Consider the following 16531-nt stretch of genomic DNA (forward strand, 5'->3'; position numbering starts at 1 on the left):
TATCACAATGGAAGAAAAATCAATCTGGGCAAGATTACGCTGGCCTATAAAGGCAATTATTATTGCAATACCAATTATTGGCTTAGGTTACTGGGCTTTTGAATCAGGCAAAATTGATGCTATATCAAATCCCGGCAAAAGTAAAAAAGACAGTACCGAGCAGTCGTCCTCATCCCCTGCTGTTACCAAAAATGATGATAAAAGAACTTTTAACTACACCCCGGAAAAACCTGTAAATGGCGAATATAAAGGTGTTGTTGAGGTGGGTGCATCAGGCTTTAACTCTTTCGTAGTTAATATTGATAAAGAAAAACGCTGGGAAATCATCTCTAAAGATTTCGGTAAATCTTTTGTTTACGAAGGTTTGGCTAATACCGCTGATATTAGAACTGGCCTAAAAGATTACATAGGTGCAATGTTTGATAAAGGTGTTAAGTCTAAAAATATTCACTTTGTAATTAGTTCAGGTGCTCAAAAAGAGCCTAAAACAACTACTATCGTTTCAGAACTAAAGAAAATGGGCTTTGTTGTTAACCTGGTTACAGCAGAGCAAGAAGGAAAACTGGCTTTGAAATGCGTTTTACCTCCCTCTTATTATGACAATTCTTTTGTGGTGGATATTGGTTCTGGCAATACAAAAATTTCCTGGATGGATGGCGATATTAAATCTGCTGAAGCTCCGGGGGCTAAATATTACGAGAAAAATTTAAAAGACGATGCCGTTTATAATGATGTAAAATCTATTACTTTAAAAATTCCATCCGGAAAACGCGAAGTTTGCTTCATCATTGGTGGTGTGCCTTTTGAGCTCGCAAAACAAACCCGCACAGGTGAAGAAAGATTTACCGTTTTAAATGATCCTGATAAATATAATACCGACAAAATTAAGATTAAAAGCGGTGTCAACATTTACAAAGCCATTAAAGATGCAACCAACTGTGATACTTTTGTATTTGATTGGGACGCTAACTTTACTATTGGCTTTTTATTAGCTTTAAAATAAACTTAAAATTTAAGTTAAAGAGTGGCTGTTTAATTGCAGTCGCTCTTTTTTTATGTCAAAAATTTACTTTTATGCCATAATAACTAAGCATTGATCTATAAACAATTTAGTATTTTTGCAATATGAATACAGCCGATCTACTGCAACGGGCATTACATTTCGATTTTTTGAGCCTTGAAGAAGGAGTACATTTATACCATCATGCCGATACAGCATCGTTAATGTTTGTGGCGAATGAATTGAGAAAGATTCAGGTACCCAGTGGAAAAGTAACCTGGCAGATCGACCGTAATGTAAATACCACCAACGTTTGTATAGCCAACTGTAAATTCTGTAATTTCTTCCGCAGGCCTGGCCACGATGAAAGTTACATTACTGATATTGAAACTTATAAGGTAAAGATTGAAGAGACTTTCCGTTTAGGTGGCGATCAGTTATTATTACAGGGTGGCCACCACCCTGATTTGGGTTTAGCATTTTATGCTGACCTATTCAAAAAACTAAAAGAATTATATCCTGATTTAAAGCTGCACGCTTTAGGTCCACCGGAAATTGCACACGTTGCAAAGTTGGAAGGAATGACGCATACTGAAGTATTAAAAGCGTTAAAAGAAGCTGGTATGGATTCTCTTCCTGGAGCTGGTGCAGAAATTTTGAACGATCGCGTAAGGCGTTTAATCTCGAAAGGTAAATGCGGTGGACAGGAATGGCTTGATGTAATGCGTGCATGCCATCAATTAGATATTACCACATCAGCAACCATGATGTTTGGCCACGTTGAAACCATTGAGGAGCGTTTTGAGCATTTGGTATGGATCCGTCAGGTACAGAGTGAAAAACCAGCCGATGCAAACGGATTTCTGGCCTTTATTCCCTGGCCTTTCCAGGATGATGGCACTTTACTAAAAAGATTACGCGGAATCAGCAACAATGTAACAGCTGATGAATATATCCGTATGATTGCCTTGAGCCGCATCATGTTGCCAAATATCAAAAATATTCAGGCCAGCTGGTTAACCGTTGGAAAATCTACTGCACAGCTTTGTCTACATGCTGGTGCTAACGATTTTGGATCAATCATGATTGAAGAAAACGTAGTATCAGCTGCTGGTGCACCACACCGGTTTACGGCGAATGGTATCCAACAATCCATTAAAGCTGCAGGTTTCGAACCTCAGTTACGTGGACAAAAATACAATTACAGGGATCTACCGGAGCATTTAGAAGAGCAGGTGATCACGTACTAGGTGATGGAAAATGGATGATGTGGGATGGACGAGGTTTCTAGCAATCAATCCTGAAAATCATACAATCCTAGAAATCCTGATCAAAAAAGGGAAGTAAAACCAAGTTCTACCTCCCTACCTTAAACCAAACATTACCTAATTAATAATGTGAATATGTTTGTTTATACACTATAATTTTTTACCGTCCCTTAAGAATAAGTTGGCAATAGTTACTACACTCGCTTTATCTAAAGGCTCGTCAAAACTTTCTACCGCTGCTGCTTTGGTTATACCTGCATTGCCACCTATTCCCACAATGTTTGCACCAGCTTGTACGGTTAAATCTTCACCAGCATATACTGCATCGACAGCAGCTACCCCTGAATCATTTGCCTGCCCCGAAGCACCAAGACTAACCCATGGTTTATATACAGCTGTACCAGCTGCTGTCCGCATTTGACGGATGTGCGAAGCATGACGTGCCTCAACCGAGTGAATCTGTAAAGCTGTTTGCAATACAGGACTACCTAGTAAGGCTCCTGCCTGACCTTTGTAAGCTCTAACTCCTGTATCTTCAAAACCTTGTGCTACAGCCAAAAAAGTATTATAATCAGAATATACCGAAGCAAATGCTCCACCTGCCCTAAAATCGGTATCTGCGTATGCAATAGGTGCACGGGCAGAACTTCCCAAAGCACCTACTAATAAATCAACGTGTGCCTTTTCGTGGTCACGAATGGTAGTAATTGCTGCTTGGCTGGCTGCATTAGGAAAATTAAAGGTAACATCGGTTACTGCCGATCCTGCAGTTTTACCTACAATACAGTGATTATAAAAATGGTATTCCAAATACTCTAACGACAAAGCAAAGTTTAATACATCAACAACTGCAGCAGGTAATGCTGTTTGTCCATACGCTTTTTGAAACATTGAACCCAGGGCCAGCGGCATAGCAGCTAAAGAGATTTTTTTGCCCATATTGAAAAAGCTTTTCATTGCGGCCCTTCTCGGATTTAAACGCTCATAGATTTCGCCGTCAACTTTTTCAATTTCTTCTAATATATTTACGATATTCATGATTTTCTGATTTTAAAAATTAAAGATTGATTACATTAATTTTGGTTTTAACATATTTTCCAGCAATGGCTAATACCTTATCGGGCGTTAAAGCTGCATCTAATCCAGCCGAATTATTGGCACCCAATGAAGCAAGGCTATTGAGATCAGCAAATGTTCCATTTGAGACTAAATCACGTACATAAGCTGCGTGGCGGGCTTCAACTGAAACAATCTTACCGGCTAACAGCAAATATGTTGCATTTTTGAGTCTTGGTCCGGCACCATTATAAGCTGATACCCCCAAATCTTCAAATGCCATTGCAGTTGCGAGTACGCTTGCTTCGCTGGTAAAATCAATTGATGAGAAATCTACCTGTAAACTTCCGATTGCAGATGTGGTTAGGGCTGCTTTGAAAAATTCTCTATGTGCAATTTCGTGAAACTGAATATCCTGAAAATATGCCTTTTTTGCTGCAGCATTTGACCCCGTGAATTGGGTGTTACTATTGGCAACCTGAATATAGAATGCAGCTTCCAGTTGCTCTAAAGCATAAGCATAATTTAATACCCCAATATCATCTTTAAAATCCAATGTAGCGCCCCCATTCATAGTTGGGTTTTCATAACCGCGATCTTTTTTACAACCAGCTGCTACCAAAGCAATTCCTGCAGCACCTGCACCTGCATACTGAAGAAAAGACCTTCTGCCTACAGTTTTGTCAAATAAACTTTCTTCCCGAAGTTCACTTTTTGTTTCTAGTTCATTGTTTTTCATAGTCCTCTATGTTTTAGTGGTTTTGAATTCGTTTGATGATACATACGTGACAATCAGAACACTGGTTTTTTTGATTTGTATTTTTTTTTGTAAGACCATTTTAATACATTCACCAACCTATAGCTATGACCCTATTAAAAGCCATTATTGTTGACGATGAGGAATTTGCACGCTCATCGCTATTTTTTTTACTGCAACAGAACTGCCCGCAGGTAGAAATTACCGGTATTGCAAGATCTGTAGCGGAGGCAAAAGATATTTTAGCACATCATCCCATTGATCTGATTTTCCTGGATATTGCCATGCCTGGGGGAAATGGCTTTGAACTTATCCCGGATGCACAAAAACACAATGCAGCCGTTATATTTACCACTGCTTACGATCAATATGCACTAAAGGCGATCAAAGCAAATGCACTCGATTATTTGTTAAAGCCAATTGATATTGATGAACTTAAAATAGCTGTAGACAAGGTTTTTCAACATATCAAGCTTTTTAAAAGCCAGAACGAAAACGACGAAAGAATCAATAATCTGGCTTCCAGTTTAAGCTCACGATCAGAAATCAGGAAACTTACACTTCCTTATGGACAGGGTTTTAAAATGATTGATATTGACGATATTATCTACATTGAAGCAGATAGCAATTATTCTATTGTACACTTAAGTAATCATGATAAAATAACGGTTTCGAAAGTTTTACGGGAATTTGAGGAGCTTTTACCCGGCGACCAGTTTGTACGGATCCATAAGTCGAGCATCATCAACCTTAACCATTTAAAAGAGTATAATTCTAAAAACGGACTTCAGGTTTTTTTGAAAAATGGAGAAAGTATTAATATTTCCAGAAGAAGAGCAAGCGATTTTTTTGAAAAAATAAAATTATTTACAAAAGCAAACAGTGATCATTAAACCAGGCAAAAAAATGGCTTTATTTGCTGAAAAAGCAATCCTGAAATTAAACTTCAGCCGCTCTTTTATTGCTTTTTTATTTGGGATTATTTTATTTAGCATCCCGAAAACGCTACTTGCACAAACCACCTATCTCCCACATTACACCTCCAAAAATGGTTTAGCCAGCAACAACTGTTATTACATTTTACAGGATAAAAAAGGTTTTATCTGGATTGCAACAGATAATGGATTGAGTCGTTTTGATGGCACAAATTTTCAGAATTTCACGATCGAAGACGGACTCCCTGATACGCAGATCTTGCAGATGAAAGAAGACAAAGAAGGCCGCTTGTGGTTTTTTGCCTTAAACGGTCAGCTCAGCTACTTAAAGGAAGGAAAGTTTTACAACCAGGATAATGACGAACTGCTCAAAAAGCTGAACTTTAATACGGTAATCGTTTCCTTTTTAGTAGATAAATCCGGGCGGATCTGGCTTGGAACAAATGCCAACCTGATTGTTTGCTGGGATGGAAAAACCATCAAAAAATACATCTCTCCCAATCAAAATGATAAGTTTATCAATGCCTTTATTCATGAGGATGAGCAAGGTAACATATTTGCATACAGCGACCTAAGTGTGCAGGAATTTAATGGAAAAACTTTTTCCATGATCAGGTCAAAAGTGCAGCCCCTCTCCTACATGACTGCTGCAAATAGCAGCCACAGATCTTTATTTTACCTGGATGGCGGAGGATTAAAACAATATACACACGGAAACATTAACGACCTCATTTCTATCCCTCAGAACCTGATCAAGAACATGTCGGGATATTTTTATTATGATGTTACAAACAAAGAAGTCTGGTTGTCGAATGCTAACGGAGCCTTCGCGCTTGATAAAAGCGGAAAAACAGTCCAATACCTTCAGGATATTTCGGTTAACCAAGTAATTAAGGATAATAATCAGAACATGTGGTTTGCCACCAATCAGGGAATTTACATGCTTCCGAATACGAATAACCGGTTATCGATTATTGATGCAGAATCAGGTCTGAGTAGCAACGTAATCAAAAGCATTACTAAAGATGGAAAAAATCGCCTTTGGCTAGGTACTGATGACGCTGTAATTGACGTATTAACCATCAACAATTATCAGGTAGATGAGATCGGTTTAGACGATTTTAAGAAATACAAAACCATTAAACAGATTACTTTCGACCCAAAAGACCAATCCATATATTTTGCATCCGATTATGGAATGGGTGTTTTCAAAAATATCTATAAAAGCAGTAATGAAGTAAGTTATTTAAAAGAATCGAATAACTCGATGTTCGTAATTAAACACTTTAGCGTAGGTAAAAATAACAATCATCTTGCCCTGGCCCTATCATCAGGTGTTGTTTTCTTATCGGACAGAAGAACAAAATTCGAATTTAATGCCGCAAAATACCGGGAAAAAGAAGATTTCTTTAAAGATCGTTCCTACCATGTTTTTTACGATCGGGAAGGCAGTTTGTGGTTTTCTAATATTAACGGGTTATCTCAATTTTCTAAAGGTAAACTGATTAAACACTACGAAAATCATCCATTGCTGACCAAAAGAATAAACGATATACAACAGCTGGCAGATGGAACACTAATTTTGGCAACGGATGGCTATGGTTTAATCTTTTACAAAAATAACCAGATTACAAGGCAGATCACTCAAAAAGACGGATTGACCAATAATGTCTGCACTAAAATATTCGTAAAAAACAGCGAAATATGGGTGTTAACAAATAAAGGGGTTAACAAAATTGCAGATTATCCCGATCAACCCAGCGTAGCCAATTTTGATTACGGTAAGGATCTTTTGAGTGACGATATCAATAGCTTGTTCATTGATGACAGCACCGCCTATTTTGCAACAAACAAAGGCCTGATCTTATTTAAATATAATAATAAAAACATCGTTAAGAATCTTCCCAAGGTGTACGTTACTTCTATTATTAAAGATAACGAGCGTTTGCCGGTTGATCAGGACAATTTTACTTTCGAAACTGGTAACAATACCATTCTGTTTACCTTTAGCGCAGTTGATTTTACCACCAGCGATATTACCTATCGTTACCGTTTAAATGAAAATTCGGCCTGGTTGGAAACCCGTACCAGGCGATTGGATTTTTCTTCACTGCAACCAGGCGATTATGTATTCGAAGTAAGTGCAAAAAGTCAAAACGGTAATTGGGGCGCCCCGGCAAAAATTGCATTTACAATTAAAAAGCATTTTTGGCAAAGCCTGTGGTTTTTATCTATTTTAATATTACTTGTGGCTTATATCTTTTACAAGGTAGCAGTTTACATTACCCGCAAGCAGAAAGATAAAGAGCAAGCGCAATTGTTATTAAAAAACAAAGTACTCATGCTAGAACAACAGGCTTTGCAGGCGATGATGAATCCACACTTTGTATTTAATGTAATGAACTCCATTCAGCATTACATTAATACGCAGAATACAGCGTCTGCGAATAAAGTCTTAACGGGATTTGCCAGACTGATTAGAAAAAACCTGGAAATCTGTACAAAGAGTTATATATCACTTGAAGAGGAACTTGAATACCTAAACCTCTATCTCAAACTGGAGAAAAACCGGTTTGGTGATAAATTAACCTATATTTTTAATATTGATGAAGATATCGACAAAGAAGAAACCTTTATCCCATCTATGCTGTTGCAACCTTATATAGAAAATGCAATATGGCATGGCATTATGCCAAAAGAAACGGGCGGCGAAATTCTGATCAACATTAAACTTCAGGATGAATTCTACCTCAACATCGAAATTATTGATGATGGGATTGGAATTGATAACTCTTTAAAGGACAAAAAAGACACCCATATCAGCAAAGGTATGCAGTTAACTAAAGAAAGATTGCACCTTTTAGGTCAGATTGGAGCAAAACCTATACACTTAAACGTGAGGCAGAATACCACAAATGGTACAACGGTATCCATTTCTATACCGTTAAAATAGAAAATTTACCGTTTACTCAATTATTAATACCACTCACTAAATAGAATCTTGATCGAACCCTCTTTAGCCTTAAACTTGTGTTAGAAATAAACGATAGTGTTTATCAAAGACGTTCTTATAGAATTGATATAGATATTTAATAACCTAACCTAAAACTATATCTTAATTCAGGTTTCATTTGTGTGTTGAAAGCGGTCTTGTTTTTAAAAGCGAGACCGCTTTTTTTATGCCCAAAAATTCTATTTTTGTTCTATGCCCAATCACAACATTACCAGGCACATTGAAGCCCTTGTATTTTCTTCCAGCCAAAGCATAGATACACAAGAAATTATACTTGCCCTAAACGCTGTTTTCAATGAAGAATTTACAGAAGCACAAGTATTCGAAAGCGTAGAACAGATTAAGGAAAAATATAGCCATGATGATTTTGCCATCGAACTGGTCTTCTTAAACAATGGTTACCAGTTTCTCACCAAAAAAGATTATCATGAAACCGTTAACCAACTTCAGTTACATCGCTCAAAAAAAAAACTAAGTCAGGCGGCTATGGAAACGTTAGCCATTATAGCTTACCGCCAGCCCATTACCAAATTAGAAATTGAACAGATTAGGGGTGTAAACTCGGATTATTCAGTGCAACGGCTGCTGGAAAAAGAGTTGATCAGTATTGATGGAAAAGCAGAGAGTCCCGGCAGGCCGATCCTTTACAGCACCAGTACATCATTTATGGATTATTTTGGCTTAAATAACCTAAACCAACTTCCACAGTTAAAAGACATTGTTAAGGAGGAAAATACAGTGGGAGAAAATGTGGAATAAATAAAATTATTTTATTTATTCACAGCTTGTTATTAAAAAATTTTTTTTTGTATTTTTAAACTATAAAAGCAATTTTTATTTTTGTGTTATGAAAGCGCCAAACAAACTCCCAACTAAGCCGACTACTAAAAAACAGGTAGACGAAGATGATGATCTTGAAGATGACGATATTCAAACAACAAAAAAGAAGCCTCAAGATGATGAAGATGATGATTTTGATATCCCGTTAGATGATCTTGATAATTTCGATAATTTCGACGATGACGACGACGATTATTAATATTTAAAAAAACATATATTTGAAAAAGCATCCGCCCGCTTGGTAGGATGCTTTTTAATTTTAAAATCTGCCCATGCAAGTTATATCGGTAAGCAATACATCATTAAAAAAAGACTTTCTAAACACACCAAAAATCCTATATAAAAACGATAAAAACTGGATCTGTCCATTGGATAGTGAAGTTGAAAATGTTTTTAATCCAGAAAAAAACACTTTTTTTGCACATGGAAAATGTACACGCTGGGTTTTAAAAGACGATACAGGAAAACTAATCGGTCGTGTTTCAGCTTTTATCAATGAGAAAAAAGCCTACCACTATGATCAACCTACAGGTGGCATGGGCTTTTTTGAATGTATTGATGATGAAAAAGCTGCCTTTCTTTTATTCGATACAGCAAAAAACTGGTTAGCCGAAAATGGTATGAAAGCGATGGACGGTCCGATTAATTTTGGCGAAAACGATACCTTCTGGGGCTTATTGGTTGAAGGCTTCACCCCTCCTTCTTTCGGCATGAACTACAACTTTCCCTACTATCAGAAGTTTTTCGATAACTATGGTTTTGTTACCGAATATGAGCAATTAACCAATCACATTAACCTTACTATTCCTTTTCCGGAACGTTTTACAAAAATTGCGAACTGGGTAAGAAATAAACCGGGTTATACTTTCGAATATTTCAGCAAAGCCAATTCCAGCAAGTACATTAATGATTTAATGGAAATTTACAATGATGGCTGGCAGGATTTTGAAAATTTTGTTCCTATTAAAAGAGAAACCCTGGAAGAGAGCTTTAAAAGCATGGAACCCATTATGGATGAGCACCTCATCCAGTTTGCATATTTTAATGGCGAACCAGCATCTTTTGTAGTGTTGATTCCTGATGCAAATCAAATGATCAAAGGTTTTGATGGTAAATTGGGTTTAATTGAAAAATTAAAGTTTGCTTACCGCCGCTGGGTGGGCGTTACCCGCATGAGGGCAATCGTGATGGGCACTAAACCTAAATTCCAAAAACATGGCCTGGAATCAGTTCTTTTTATCCGTTTAGGTGAATATGTACTGCCTAAAAACCAGTACAAAGAACTCGAGTTAAGCTGGGTTGGCGATTTTAATGAACAGATGATTGCTATCCATAAAGCCACAGGTGCTACTTTTGGTAAAAAGCACTTAACCATGCGAAAGATATTTTAACCTTAATAGGTTCATCACCCGCCAAGATTCGTGTCTCCACGAACCTTTTTTTTTATTTTGGTCCCGGATTCACGAAAACACAGAGAAATCTAACGTTAAACTTCATCGTCCTCGTTTGCAACGAGGATGAATGAGAATGGCGATTGTATCGCACTAGGGCTATTCATTTCGCATTACAAATGCGGATTTCGCTAACCCTCGTTACAAACGAGGACTATCTTTCAAGGAATAACCTACGCGTTTTTATACTTCGGAAGATTAATCAACAGTACACTTCCTAAAATAATTACCAGTCCGATCACCTGCGTAAGGCCAATTACCTCATTGGTAAATGTTAAACTTAACAATACCGCCACTACAGGATTTACATAAGCATAGGTACTCACCTGTGTAGCCGGACGTACTTTAAGCAACCATACATAAGCACTGAATGCTGCAATGGATCCGAATAGAATCAGGTAAATAATAGATAGCCAGGCATCTAATGATATATTTTCCCAGTCTAACAATTTGAATTCTGACTTCAAAATGCCACCTGGAATAAAAGCTAAACTGGCCATTAACATTTGCCAACCTGTGTTAACAGAAACCGAACTGCCTGTAGTAGGATGGTATTTCGAATAAAGTGATCCACCAGCCCATGCTATTGGTCCAAAAACAAGTAATACCATACCTATAATCTGCAGATTACTTTGTGGTTTATCAAGCGCTTGTACAATCTGATCGCCAAATAAGAGCAAAACGCCTAAAAAGCCAATTACTAAACCCAAAACAATATACTTATTGCTCAGATTTTCTTTCCAATGCGATTTATCTAAAATAACAAACCATATTGCTGCTGAGGCCACCATAATAGCCACTAAACCACTGGGAATAAACTGTTCTACCCAAATTACGATTCCGTTACCCAAGCCCAACATTAAAATACCGCTCACTGTAGCAATCTTAATGGTTTTTAGGTTAAAAATATCTTCTCCCTTAATCTTACACCAGGTTAACATCAACACTCCCGCAACAGAAAAACGGAATGCCCCTAAAATAAATGGCGGAAAACCAGCCAATGCCCTTTGAATAAAAAAGTATGTTGAACCCCAAACAATGTATACGATAGCAAAAGCCAGGTAAACCATTACCGGAGATGCCGTTTTATTTATATTTGTCATACTCTTATTGTTCAGGAATTACCATTTTTTTTCTCTTTTACGGTTTCCAACACAATCGTGGTTTATTTAAAAAAATATTTTATATTCCAAGCTTATCATAGAGATCGATAACCTTTTTACGAAGTTTATTAATTTCTTCTTCCTTTTCGATCAGTTCTTTTTTAAGCGCAGCCAATTCTGTAGAAGGGTCTGCCCCTGCCAATTGGCCATCGATCAATTGTACAACGGGAACTTTAAAGGTTTTAGAAATCTGGAGTAAACGGGAAATATTGAGATCTGTTTGGCCCGTTTCTATTTTGCAGAAAGCCGGAGTCGAGATATTTAATTTTTTAGCAGCATCAGCCTGACTTAACCCTAAAGCCAGTCTACTTTGCTTGATTCGTTCTCCAATACTTTTCATTTGATTAGATGTGAGATTTGAGATACTAGACAAAAAAGGGATTTGAGATACTAGATATTAAATTTGAGAGGATTTAAGCTTTAAAATCTTACCTCTCAAATCTCATGTCTCAAATCTCACTTCTCTAAAGAAGCCGCCAGTTCGGGCAGATCGAAACCTGCATAATTACCAGAGCTCATCATCAATAGGTTGGTATCTTTGTAATTCAAACTCAATAAATAAGCTTTTAACTTAGCTGCATCATTAAAAAACTTCAGTTTTGGATTAGCAAAAGCCTGCTGCACATCATCTTCAGAAAAAGATTCCATGCGTTTTTGTTCGAAAGATTTAATATCAATAAATACTATTGCTTCGTCGGCTTTATCCATTGCCCCGGTGTATTCTTTCAAAAAGTCTTTATTCAAACTGCTAAAAGTATGCAATTCAATACAAGCTACTAATTTACGGTTGATAAATTGCGCTTTAACAGCATCAATAGTGGCTTTTAATTTTGAGGGCGAATGCGCAAAATCTTTGTAAACACTGGTCGATTCATCTGCTAAAATCACTTCTAAGCGCTTAGCAGCGCCAGTAAACGAAGAAATAGCAGCATCAAACTCAGCTTCACTGATTTCCAATTGTTTGCAAACTAATTTAGCTGCATTCAGGTTCATCAGATTGTGATCGCCAAAAATCTTTAAAGCGGTTTCTTCCGGAAGCAAATAAGTAATTCCATTTTTGATTTCATGCTTAGGAATAGCATAACCGATTTTAGTAACATTAGCTTTTGATTGCGTTACAATTTCATTTAAATCTGCATCCGCTTTACAATAAATTAAAGTTCCGTTAGCTTCGATGGTATCAATAAATTTATCAAACTGCAAAGTATAATCGGCATAAGTTGGAAACACATTGATGTGATCCCATGCAATACCGCTGATTACCGCAACATTTGCCTTGTAAAGATGAAATTTAGGTCTTCTATCAATCGGTGATGATAAATACTCATCCCCTTCAATAATCATTACCGGAGCTTCTTCGGTAACTTTTACCATGGTTTCGAAACCAGTCAGTTGTGCACCAACCAAATAATCGAAATCACGTTTGTAATAATTTAGCACGTGCAGAATCATACTGGTAATGGTTGTTTTACCATGACTGCCACCAATGACTACACGAAGCTTATTTTTACTCTGCTCGTAAATGTACTCAGGGTAAGAATAAATTTTAACACCCAGTTCCTGCGCTTTCAATAATTCAGGATTATCGATCCGTGCATGCATGCCTAAAATTACCGCATCCAAACCGCTTGAAATACGATTTTCATTCCAGCCCATTTCAGCCGGCAATAAACCATATTTATCCAAACGCGATTTTGCAGGCTCAAAAATCACATCATCCGATCCCGAAATCTGATATCCTTTTTTATGTAAGGCAATGGCCAGATTGTGCATCGCACTCCCACCGATCGCTATAAAATGTATGTGCATATAAATTAATTATTGAATGATAGCAGGATTGAATGACTGAATGATAATTCATCGAAAACTTAAGCATTCGATCATTCACTCATTCAAAATTCAATCATTATTTTTTCTCAAACTGTGCCGCTACCCAATCACCATTCTGTTTATGATCAACGTATTTAATCCCGTATTTAGCACATTCAGCAGTAATCATTCCCAAATCAGGATCTAAATAAAACCCACTGAAGAAAATTTTGCCTCCGGCTTTCAATACTTCTGCATAACGATGAATCTGATCAAGCAGGATATTCCGATTAATATTGGCAAAAATGACATCGTATTCATCTTTAGGAATCACTTCTTTACTTCCGCAAAGTGCCTTTAAATGACCTACCTGGTTAAGCGCAGCATTTTCTATCGTGCTTTCGTAGCAGATATCGTCATAATCAATAGCCATTAAACTTTTAGCACCTAGTTTTGCTGCCAGAATAGCCAGGATTCCTGTTCCACAACCCATATCCAGGATATTTTTATCCTTTAGGTCGGCAGCTAGAATGTATTGCATCACCATCGTTGTAGTTTGGTGGTGACCTGTGCCAAAAGCCATTTTTGGATCGATCACAATCTCGTAAGGATATGATGGCTGAGGCTCATGAAAGGTTGCCCTTACATAACATACATCGTCAATAATCAGCGGACTGAAGTTTTTCTCCCATTCGGCATTCCAGTTTTCATCGGCAACATCTTCTAAGGTATAATCTGTTGCAAATTCTTCGCTATAATTGGCCAGGAGTTCTTTTAATTCCAGCTCGTTAAAATTATCCTTGATTACGAAAGCCGTAAAACCATCCTCACTATCTTCGAAAGTATCGAAGCCCAAATCGGCAAGATCGCTGATAAGCAGATCCTGTTGATAATCTTCGATACTCTTGAATGTAAATATTGCTTTGATATATTGCATTTAGCTGTTTAATGCTTTAATAATGTCTGTAAAATCGCGTGATTTTAATGATGCGCCACCAATCAGGCCACCATCGATATCGTTCTGAGAAAATAAGCTTGCCGCATTGCCTGGGTTACAGCTACCTCCGTACAAGATGGTTGTATCGTCAGCCACATTAAAACCATAGTTCGCTTGAATTTCGCTACGGATAAACGCATGGATATCCTGCGCCTGTTCTGGAGAAGCGGTTAAACCTGTACCAATAGCCCAAACCGGCTCGTAAGCAATAACCAGTTTTTTGAAATCTTCTTCAGTTAAACTAAAAATGCCTTCTACCAACTGTTTCTTTAACACTTCATAATAACTGCCGTTATTACGCTCGTCTAGCGTTTCGCCGATACAGAAAATTGGTGTTAAACCATTTGCCAGGGCAACTTTAGTTTTTTCAGCTAATAATGCATCGCTTTCAGCGAAATATTGTCTGCGTTCTGAGTGACCTAAAATCACATATTCTGCACCAACAGATTTCACCATTTTAGCAGAAGTTTCGCCTGTATATGCGCCACTTTCTTTATCGCTAATATTTTGAGCGCCAATTTTAACATCATTACCACCCAATTTTGCCAAGCTGTTTAAATGAATAAACGGTGAGCAAATAATAGCCAGCTGATCGCCTTTGCGTTCATCTTTAACCATATTTACAATTTCGCTGAACAACGAAACACCTTCGTTATAATCTAAGTTCATTTTCCAGTTACCGGCAACAATCTTTTTTCTCATTTTGTATTATTTAATGGTTGGTTGATCTTTTTCAGATCAGGTTTTATATTAAAATCGTCTATACGATTCGGTTAATTCAAATACTTTCTCAAGAATGTTCTTTTCAGTTTCATCAAAAGCGATGTTCTTTCTTGCAAATACCTTTTCGGTGGTGCCGAACATTTTATCCAATCTATAGGCTTCAAATCCACTGGCACCTCCCCAACTAAAATCTGGAACATGATTTGGAGGGAAACCCGCACCAAAAACATTAGTACCAACACCTATCACACTACCAGTATTGAACATGGTATTAATGCCGGATTTAGCATGATCGGCCATGATTAAACCGCAAAACTGCAAGCTGGTATTACGCATTTTCCGACCTTCGTAATCATAAAGTTTTACTTCTGCATAGTTATTTTTTAAATTAGAGTTATTGGTATCGGCACCGATATTACACCACTCACCCATTACCGAATTGCCCAGATATCCTTCATGGCCTTTGGCCGAATTACCCCAAATTACCGAATTGTTAATTTCGCCTCCTGCACGGCTATTTGGGCCAATTGTTGTACCCGAATATATTTTTGCACCCATTTTCACGGATGAATTATCACAAAGTGCAAAAGAGCCTCTAATCAAGCTACCTTCCCAAACTTCAGCATTTTTACCAATATAAATTGGGCCATATGTAGTATTAAAAACGCTGCATTCGGCTTTTGCGCCTTCTTCGAGAAAAATATCATCACCAAGTAATTGATTGGTACTACTGATGTTTGCCGAGGTACGCCCATCGGTTAACAATTTAAAATCTTTTCTGATCTCCGCTGGGTTATTCCCAAAAATATGCTCTGGATAAACAATCCGTATAAAATCTCCGGCATATTCAATCTGCTTTAGCGACTTAACGGCTTCAAGATCGCGTTGACCGGCAATATAAGCTACAACAATATCTCTTTTATAAAGTGCTTCACCTGCTTTAAGAGCTGAAATAGCATTAAGTAAAGCTTCATCAGGACAAATGGAACCATTTATAAATAAATCAGCATTAGGCTTTGGCGCAAATTTTATAGAAAGGTAATCCTGGGTATAAAAGCCAAAATCGGCATTTAAATATTTGGCCCATTTTTCGGCAATAGTTAAAATACCAATGCGTAAATCGGCTACAGGCCTGGTAAACGTAAGTGGACGCAAGGACATCCAGGAAGCATCATCAAATAGATTGATTGTCATAAGCAGCAAAAATAAAAAAAGTCCCGATGCTTTTGGCAAAGGGACTTCAAAAAATGCTTTTTGTTGCTAAAATTATTTCTTAGCGTAACGGTTTTTGAATTTATCGATACGTCCTGCTGTATCAACCAATTTCATTTTACCAGTATAGAAAGGGTGTGAAGTATGAGAAATCTCTAATTTATAAAGAGGATACTCGTTACCATCTTCCCATTTAATTGTTTCTTTAGTATCTACGCAAGATTTTGTTAAGAAAGCATATTCGTTAGACATGTCTTTAAAAACAACTGGTCTGTAGCTTGTTGGGTGCAAATCTTTTTTCATCGTG

At 37.3% G+C, this 16531-nt stretch carries 16 protein-coding genes; 7 read left to right on the forward strand and 9 right to left on the reverse strand.

The genetic code is table 11. The features are described 5' to 3' along the window. Positions 1-7: 7 nt before the first annotated feature. Together KYH19_RS10525 and KYH19_RS10530 are read left to right on the forward strand one after the other, a co-directional pair. Positions 8-1003, forward strand: coding sequence for a hypothetical protein (locus KYH19_RS10525; protein ID WP_219078667.1), 996 nt, complete (start codon positions 8-10; stop codon positions 1001-1003). 122 nt (positions 1004-1125) lie between these two features. Continuing rightward, complete coding sequence (locus tag KYH19_RS10530; RefSeq protein ID WP_219078668.1) at positions 1126-2250, forward strand: CofH family radical SAM protein; 1125 nt, start codon at positions 1126-1128, stop codon at positions 2248-2250. Positions 2251-2418: 168 nt separating this feature from the next. Here the strand turns inward: KYH19_RS10530 and KYH19_RS10535 are convergent, their stop codons facing one another. After that, a complete protein-coding gene (locus tag KYH19_RS10535) occupies positions 2419-3306 on the reverse strand; it encodes a ferritin-like domain-containing protein (RefSeq protein ID WP_132396947.1) in 888 nt (295 codons plus the stop codon). Positions 3307-3325: 19 nt separating this feature from the next. Beyond that, positions 3326-4063, reverse strand: a complete 738-nt coding sequence (locus KYH19_RS10540; RefSeq protein ID WP_132396945.1) for a ferritin-like domain-containing protein — start codon at positions 4061-4063, stop codon at positions 3326-3328. A 125-nt stretch (positions 4064-4188) separates the two neighbouring features. Here KYH19_RS10540 and KYH19_RS10545 point away from each other — a divergent pair, with 125 nt between their 5' ends. From KYH19_RS10545 to KYH19_RS10565, 5 genes are all read left to right on the forward strand, one after another. Next, positions 4189-4974, forward strand: coding sequence for a LytTR family DNA-binding domain-containing protein (locus tag KYH19_RS10545; RefSeq protein ID WP_219078669.1), 786 nt, complete (start codon positions 4189-4191; stop codon positions 4972-4974). 13 nt (positions 4975-4987) lie between these two features. Then, positions 4988-7969: a two-component regulator propeller domain-containing protein gene (locus KYH19_RS10550; protein WP_219078670.1), complete on the forward strand. Its 2982-nt coding sequence runs from the start codon at positions 4988-4990 to the stop codon at positions 7967-7969. Between the two features lie 252 nt (positions 7970-8221). Next, positions 8222-8788 (forward strand): SMC-Scp complex subunit ScpB, encoded by a 567-nt coding sequence (gene scpB / locus KYH19_RS10555; RefSeq protein ID WP_219078671.1) that lies wholly within the window; start codon positions 8222-8224, stop codon positions 8786-8788. An 88-nt stretch (positions 8789-8876) separates the two neighbouring features. Continuing rightward, on the forward strand, positions 8877-9068 hold the full coding sequence (locus KYH19_RS10560; protein WP_121284739.1) for a hypothetical protein: 192 nt from the start codon (positions 8877-8879) through the stop codon (positions 9066-9068). A 73-nt stretch (positions 9069-9141) separates the two neighbouring features. Continuing rightward, entirely contained in the window at positions 9142-10260 is a 1119-nt protein-coding gene (locus KYH19_RS10565) for a GNAT family N-acetyltransferase (RefSeq protein ID WP_219078672.1), read from the forward strand. Between the two features lie 233 nt (positions 10261-10493). Here the strand turns inward: KYH19_RS10565 and KYH19_RS10570 are convergent, their stop codons facing one another. The 7 genes from KYH19_RS10570 to KYH19_RS10600 form a co-directional block, all read right to left on the reverse strand. After that, positions 10494-11423, reverse strand: coding sequence for an EamA family transporter (locus KYH19_RS10570; RefSeq protein ID WP_219078673.1), 930 nt, complete (start codon positions 11421-11423; stop codon positions 10494-10496). Positions 11424-11502: 79 nt separating this feature from the next. Then, the gene (locus tag KYH19_RS10575) at positions 11503-11823 is read right to left on the reverse strand and encodes a helix-turn-helix domain-containing protein (protein WP_219078674.1); all 321 of its coding nucleotides are present in this window, start codon (positions 11821-11823) and stop codon (positions 11503-11505) included. A 116-nt stretch (positions 11824-11939) separates the two neighbouring features. Further along, the gene (gene murC, locus KYH19_RS10580) at positions 11940-13292 is read right to left on the reverse strand and encodes a UDP-N-acetylmuramate--L-alanine ligase (protein WP_219078675.1); all 1353 of its coding nucleotides are present in this window, start codon (positions 13290-13292) and stop codon (positions 11940-11942) included. Between the two features lie 97 nt (positions 13293-13389). Continuing rightward, positions 13390-14229: a 50S ribosomal protein L11 methyltransferase gene (gene prmA, locus KYH19_RS10585; RefSeq protein ID WP_219078676.1), complete on the reverse strand. Its 840-nt coding sequence runs from the start codon at positions 14227-14229 to the stop codon at positions 13390-13392. After that, positions 14230-14991 (reverse strand): triose-phosphate isomerase, encoded by a 762-nt coding sequence (gene tpiA, locus KYH19_RS10590; protein ID WP_132396929.1) that lies wholly within the window; start codon positions 14989-14991, stop codon positions 14230-14232. It abuts the gene before it with no gap. A 48-nt stretch (positions 14992-15039) separates the two neighbouring features. Continuing rightward, positions 15040-16206, reverse strand: a complete 1167-nt coding sequence (locus tag KYH19_RS10595; RefSeq protein ID WP_219078677.1) for a putative sugar nucleotidyl transferase — start codon at positions 16204-16206, stop codon at positions 15040-15042. Between the two features lie 72 nt (positions 16207-16278). After that, positions 16279-16527 (reverse strand): type B 50S ribosomal protein L31, encoded by a 249-nt coding sequence (locus KYH19_RS10600; protein ID WP_025142617.1) that lies wholly within the window; start codon positions 16525-16527, stop codon positions 16279-16281. Positions 16528-16531: the final 4 nt, after the last annotated feature.

The sequence above is a fragment of the Pedobacter sp. D749 genome, assembly GCF_019317285.1.
In the GTDB taxonomy this organism is placed as follows: Bacteria; Bacteroidota; Bacteroidia; order Sphingobacteriales; family Sphingobacteriaceae; genus Pedobacter.

Coding starts and splice junctions, on each gene's coding strand:
- prmA (WP_219078676.1), bottom strand. CDS start 14,229: ATGCAATATATCAAAGCAATATTTACATTCAAGAGTATCGAAGATTAT.
- KYH19_RS10535 (WP_132396947.1), bottom strand. CDS start 3,306: ATGAATATCGTAAATATATTAGAAGAAATTGAAAAAGTTGACGGCGAA.
- tpiA (WP_132396929.1), bottom strand. CDS start 14,991: ATGAGAAAAAAGATTGTTGCCGGTAACTGGAAAATGAACTTAGATTAT.
- KYH19_RS10565 (WP_219078672.1), top strand. CDS start 9,142: ATGCAAGTTATATCGGTAAGCAATACATCATTAAAAAAAGACTTTCTA.
- KYH19_RS10525 (WP_219078667.1), top strand. CDS start 8: ATGGAAGAAAAATCAATCTGGGCAAGATTACGCTGGCCTATAAAGGCA.
- scpB (WP_219078671.1), top strand. CDS start 8,222: ATGCCCAATCACAACATTACCAGGCACATTGAAGCCCTTGTATTTTCT.
- KYH19_RS10560 (WP_121284739.1), top strand. CDS start 8,877: ATGAAAGCGCCAAACAAACTCCCAACTAAGCCGACTACTAAAAAACAG.
- KYH19_RS10540 (WP_132396945.1), bottom strand. CDS start 4,063: ATGAAAAACAATGAACTAGAAACAAAAAGTGAACTTCGGGAAGAAAGT.
- KYH19_RS10530 (WP_219078668.1), top strand. CDS start 1,126: ATGAATACAGCCGATCTACTGCAACGGGCATTACATTTCGATTTTTTG.
- KYH19_RS10550 (WP_219078670.1), top strand. CDS start 4,988: ATGGCTTTATTTGCTGAAAAAGCAATCCTGAAATTAAACTTCAGCCGC.
- KYH19_RS10545 (WP_219078669.1), top strand. CDS start 4,189: ATGACCCTATTAAAAGCCATTATTGTTGACGATGAGGAATTTGCACGC.
- KYH19_RS10575 (WP_219078674.1), bottom strand. CDS start 11,823: ATGAAAAGTATTGGAGAACGAATCAAGCAAAGTAGACTGGCTTTAGGG.
- murC (WP_219078675.1), bottom strand. CDS start 13,292: ATGCACATACATTTTATAGCGATCGGTGGGAGTGCGATGCACAATCTG.
- KYH19_RS10600 (WP_025142617.1), bottom strand. CDS start 16,527: ATGAAAAAAGATTTGCACCCAACAAGCTACAGACCAGTTGTTTTTAAA.
- KYH19_RS10570 (WP_219078673.1), bottom strand. CDS start 11,423: ATGACAAATATAAATAAAACGGCATCTCCGGTAATGGTTTACCTGGCT.
- KYH19_RS10595 (WP_219078677.1), bottom strand. CDS start 16,206: ATGACAATCAATCTATTTGATGATGCTTCCTGGATGTCCTTGCGTCCA.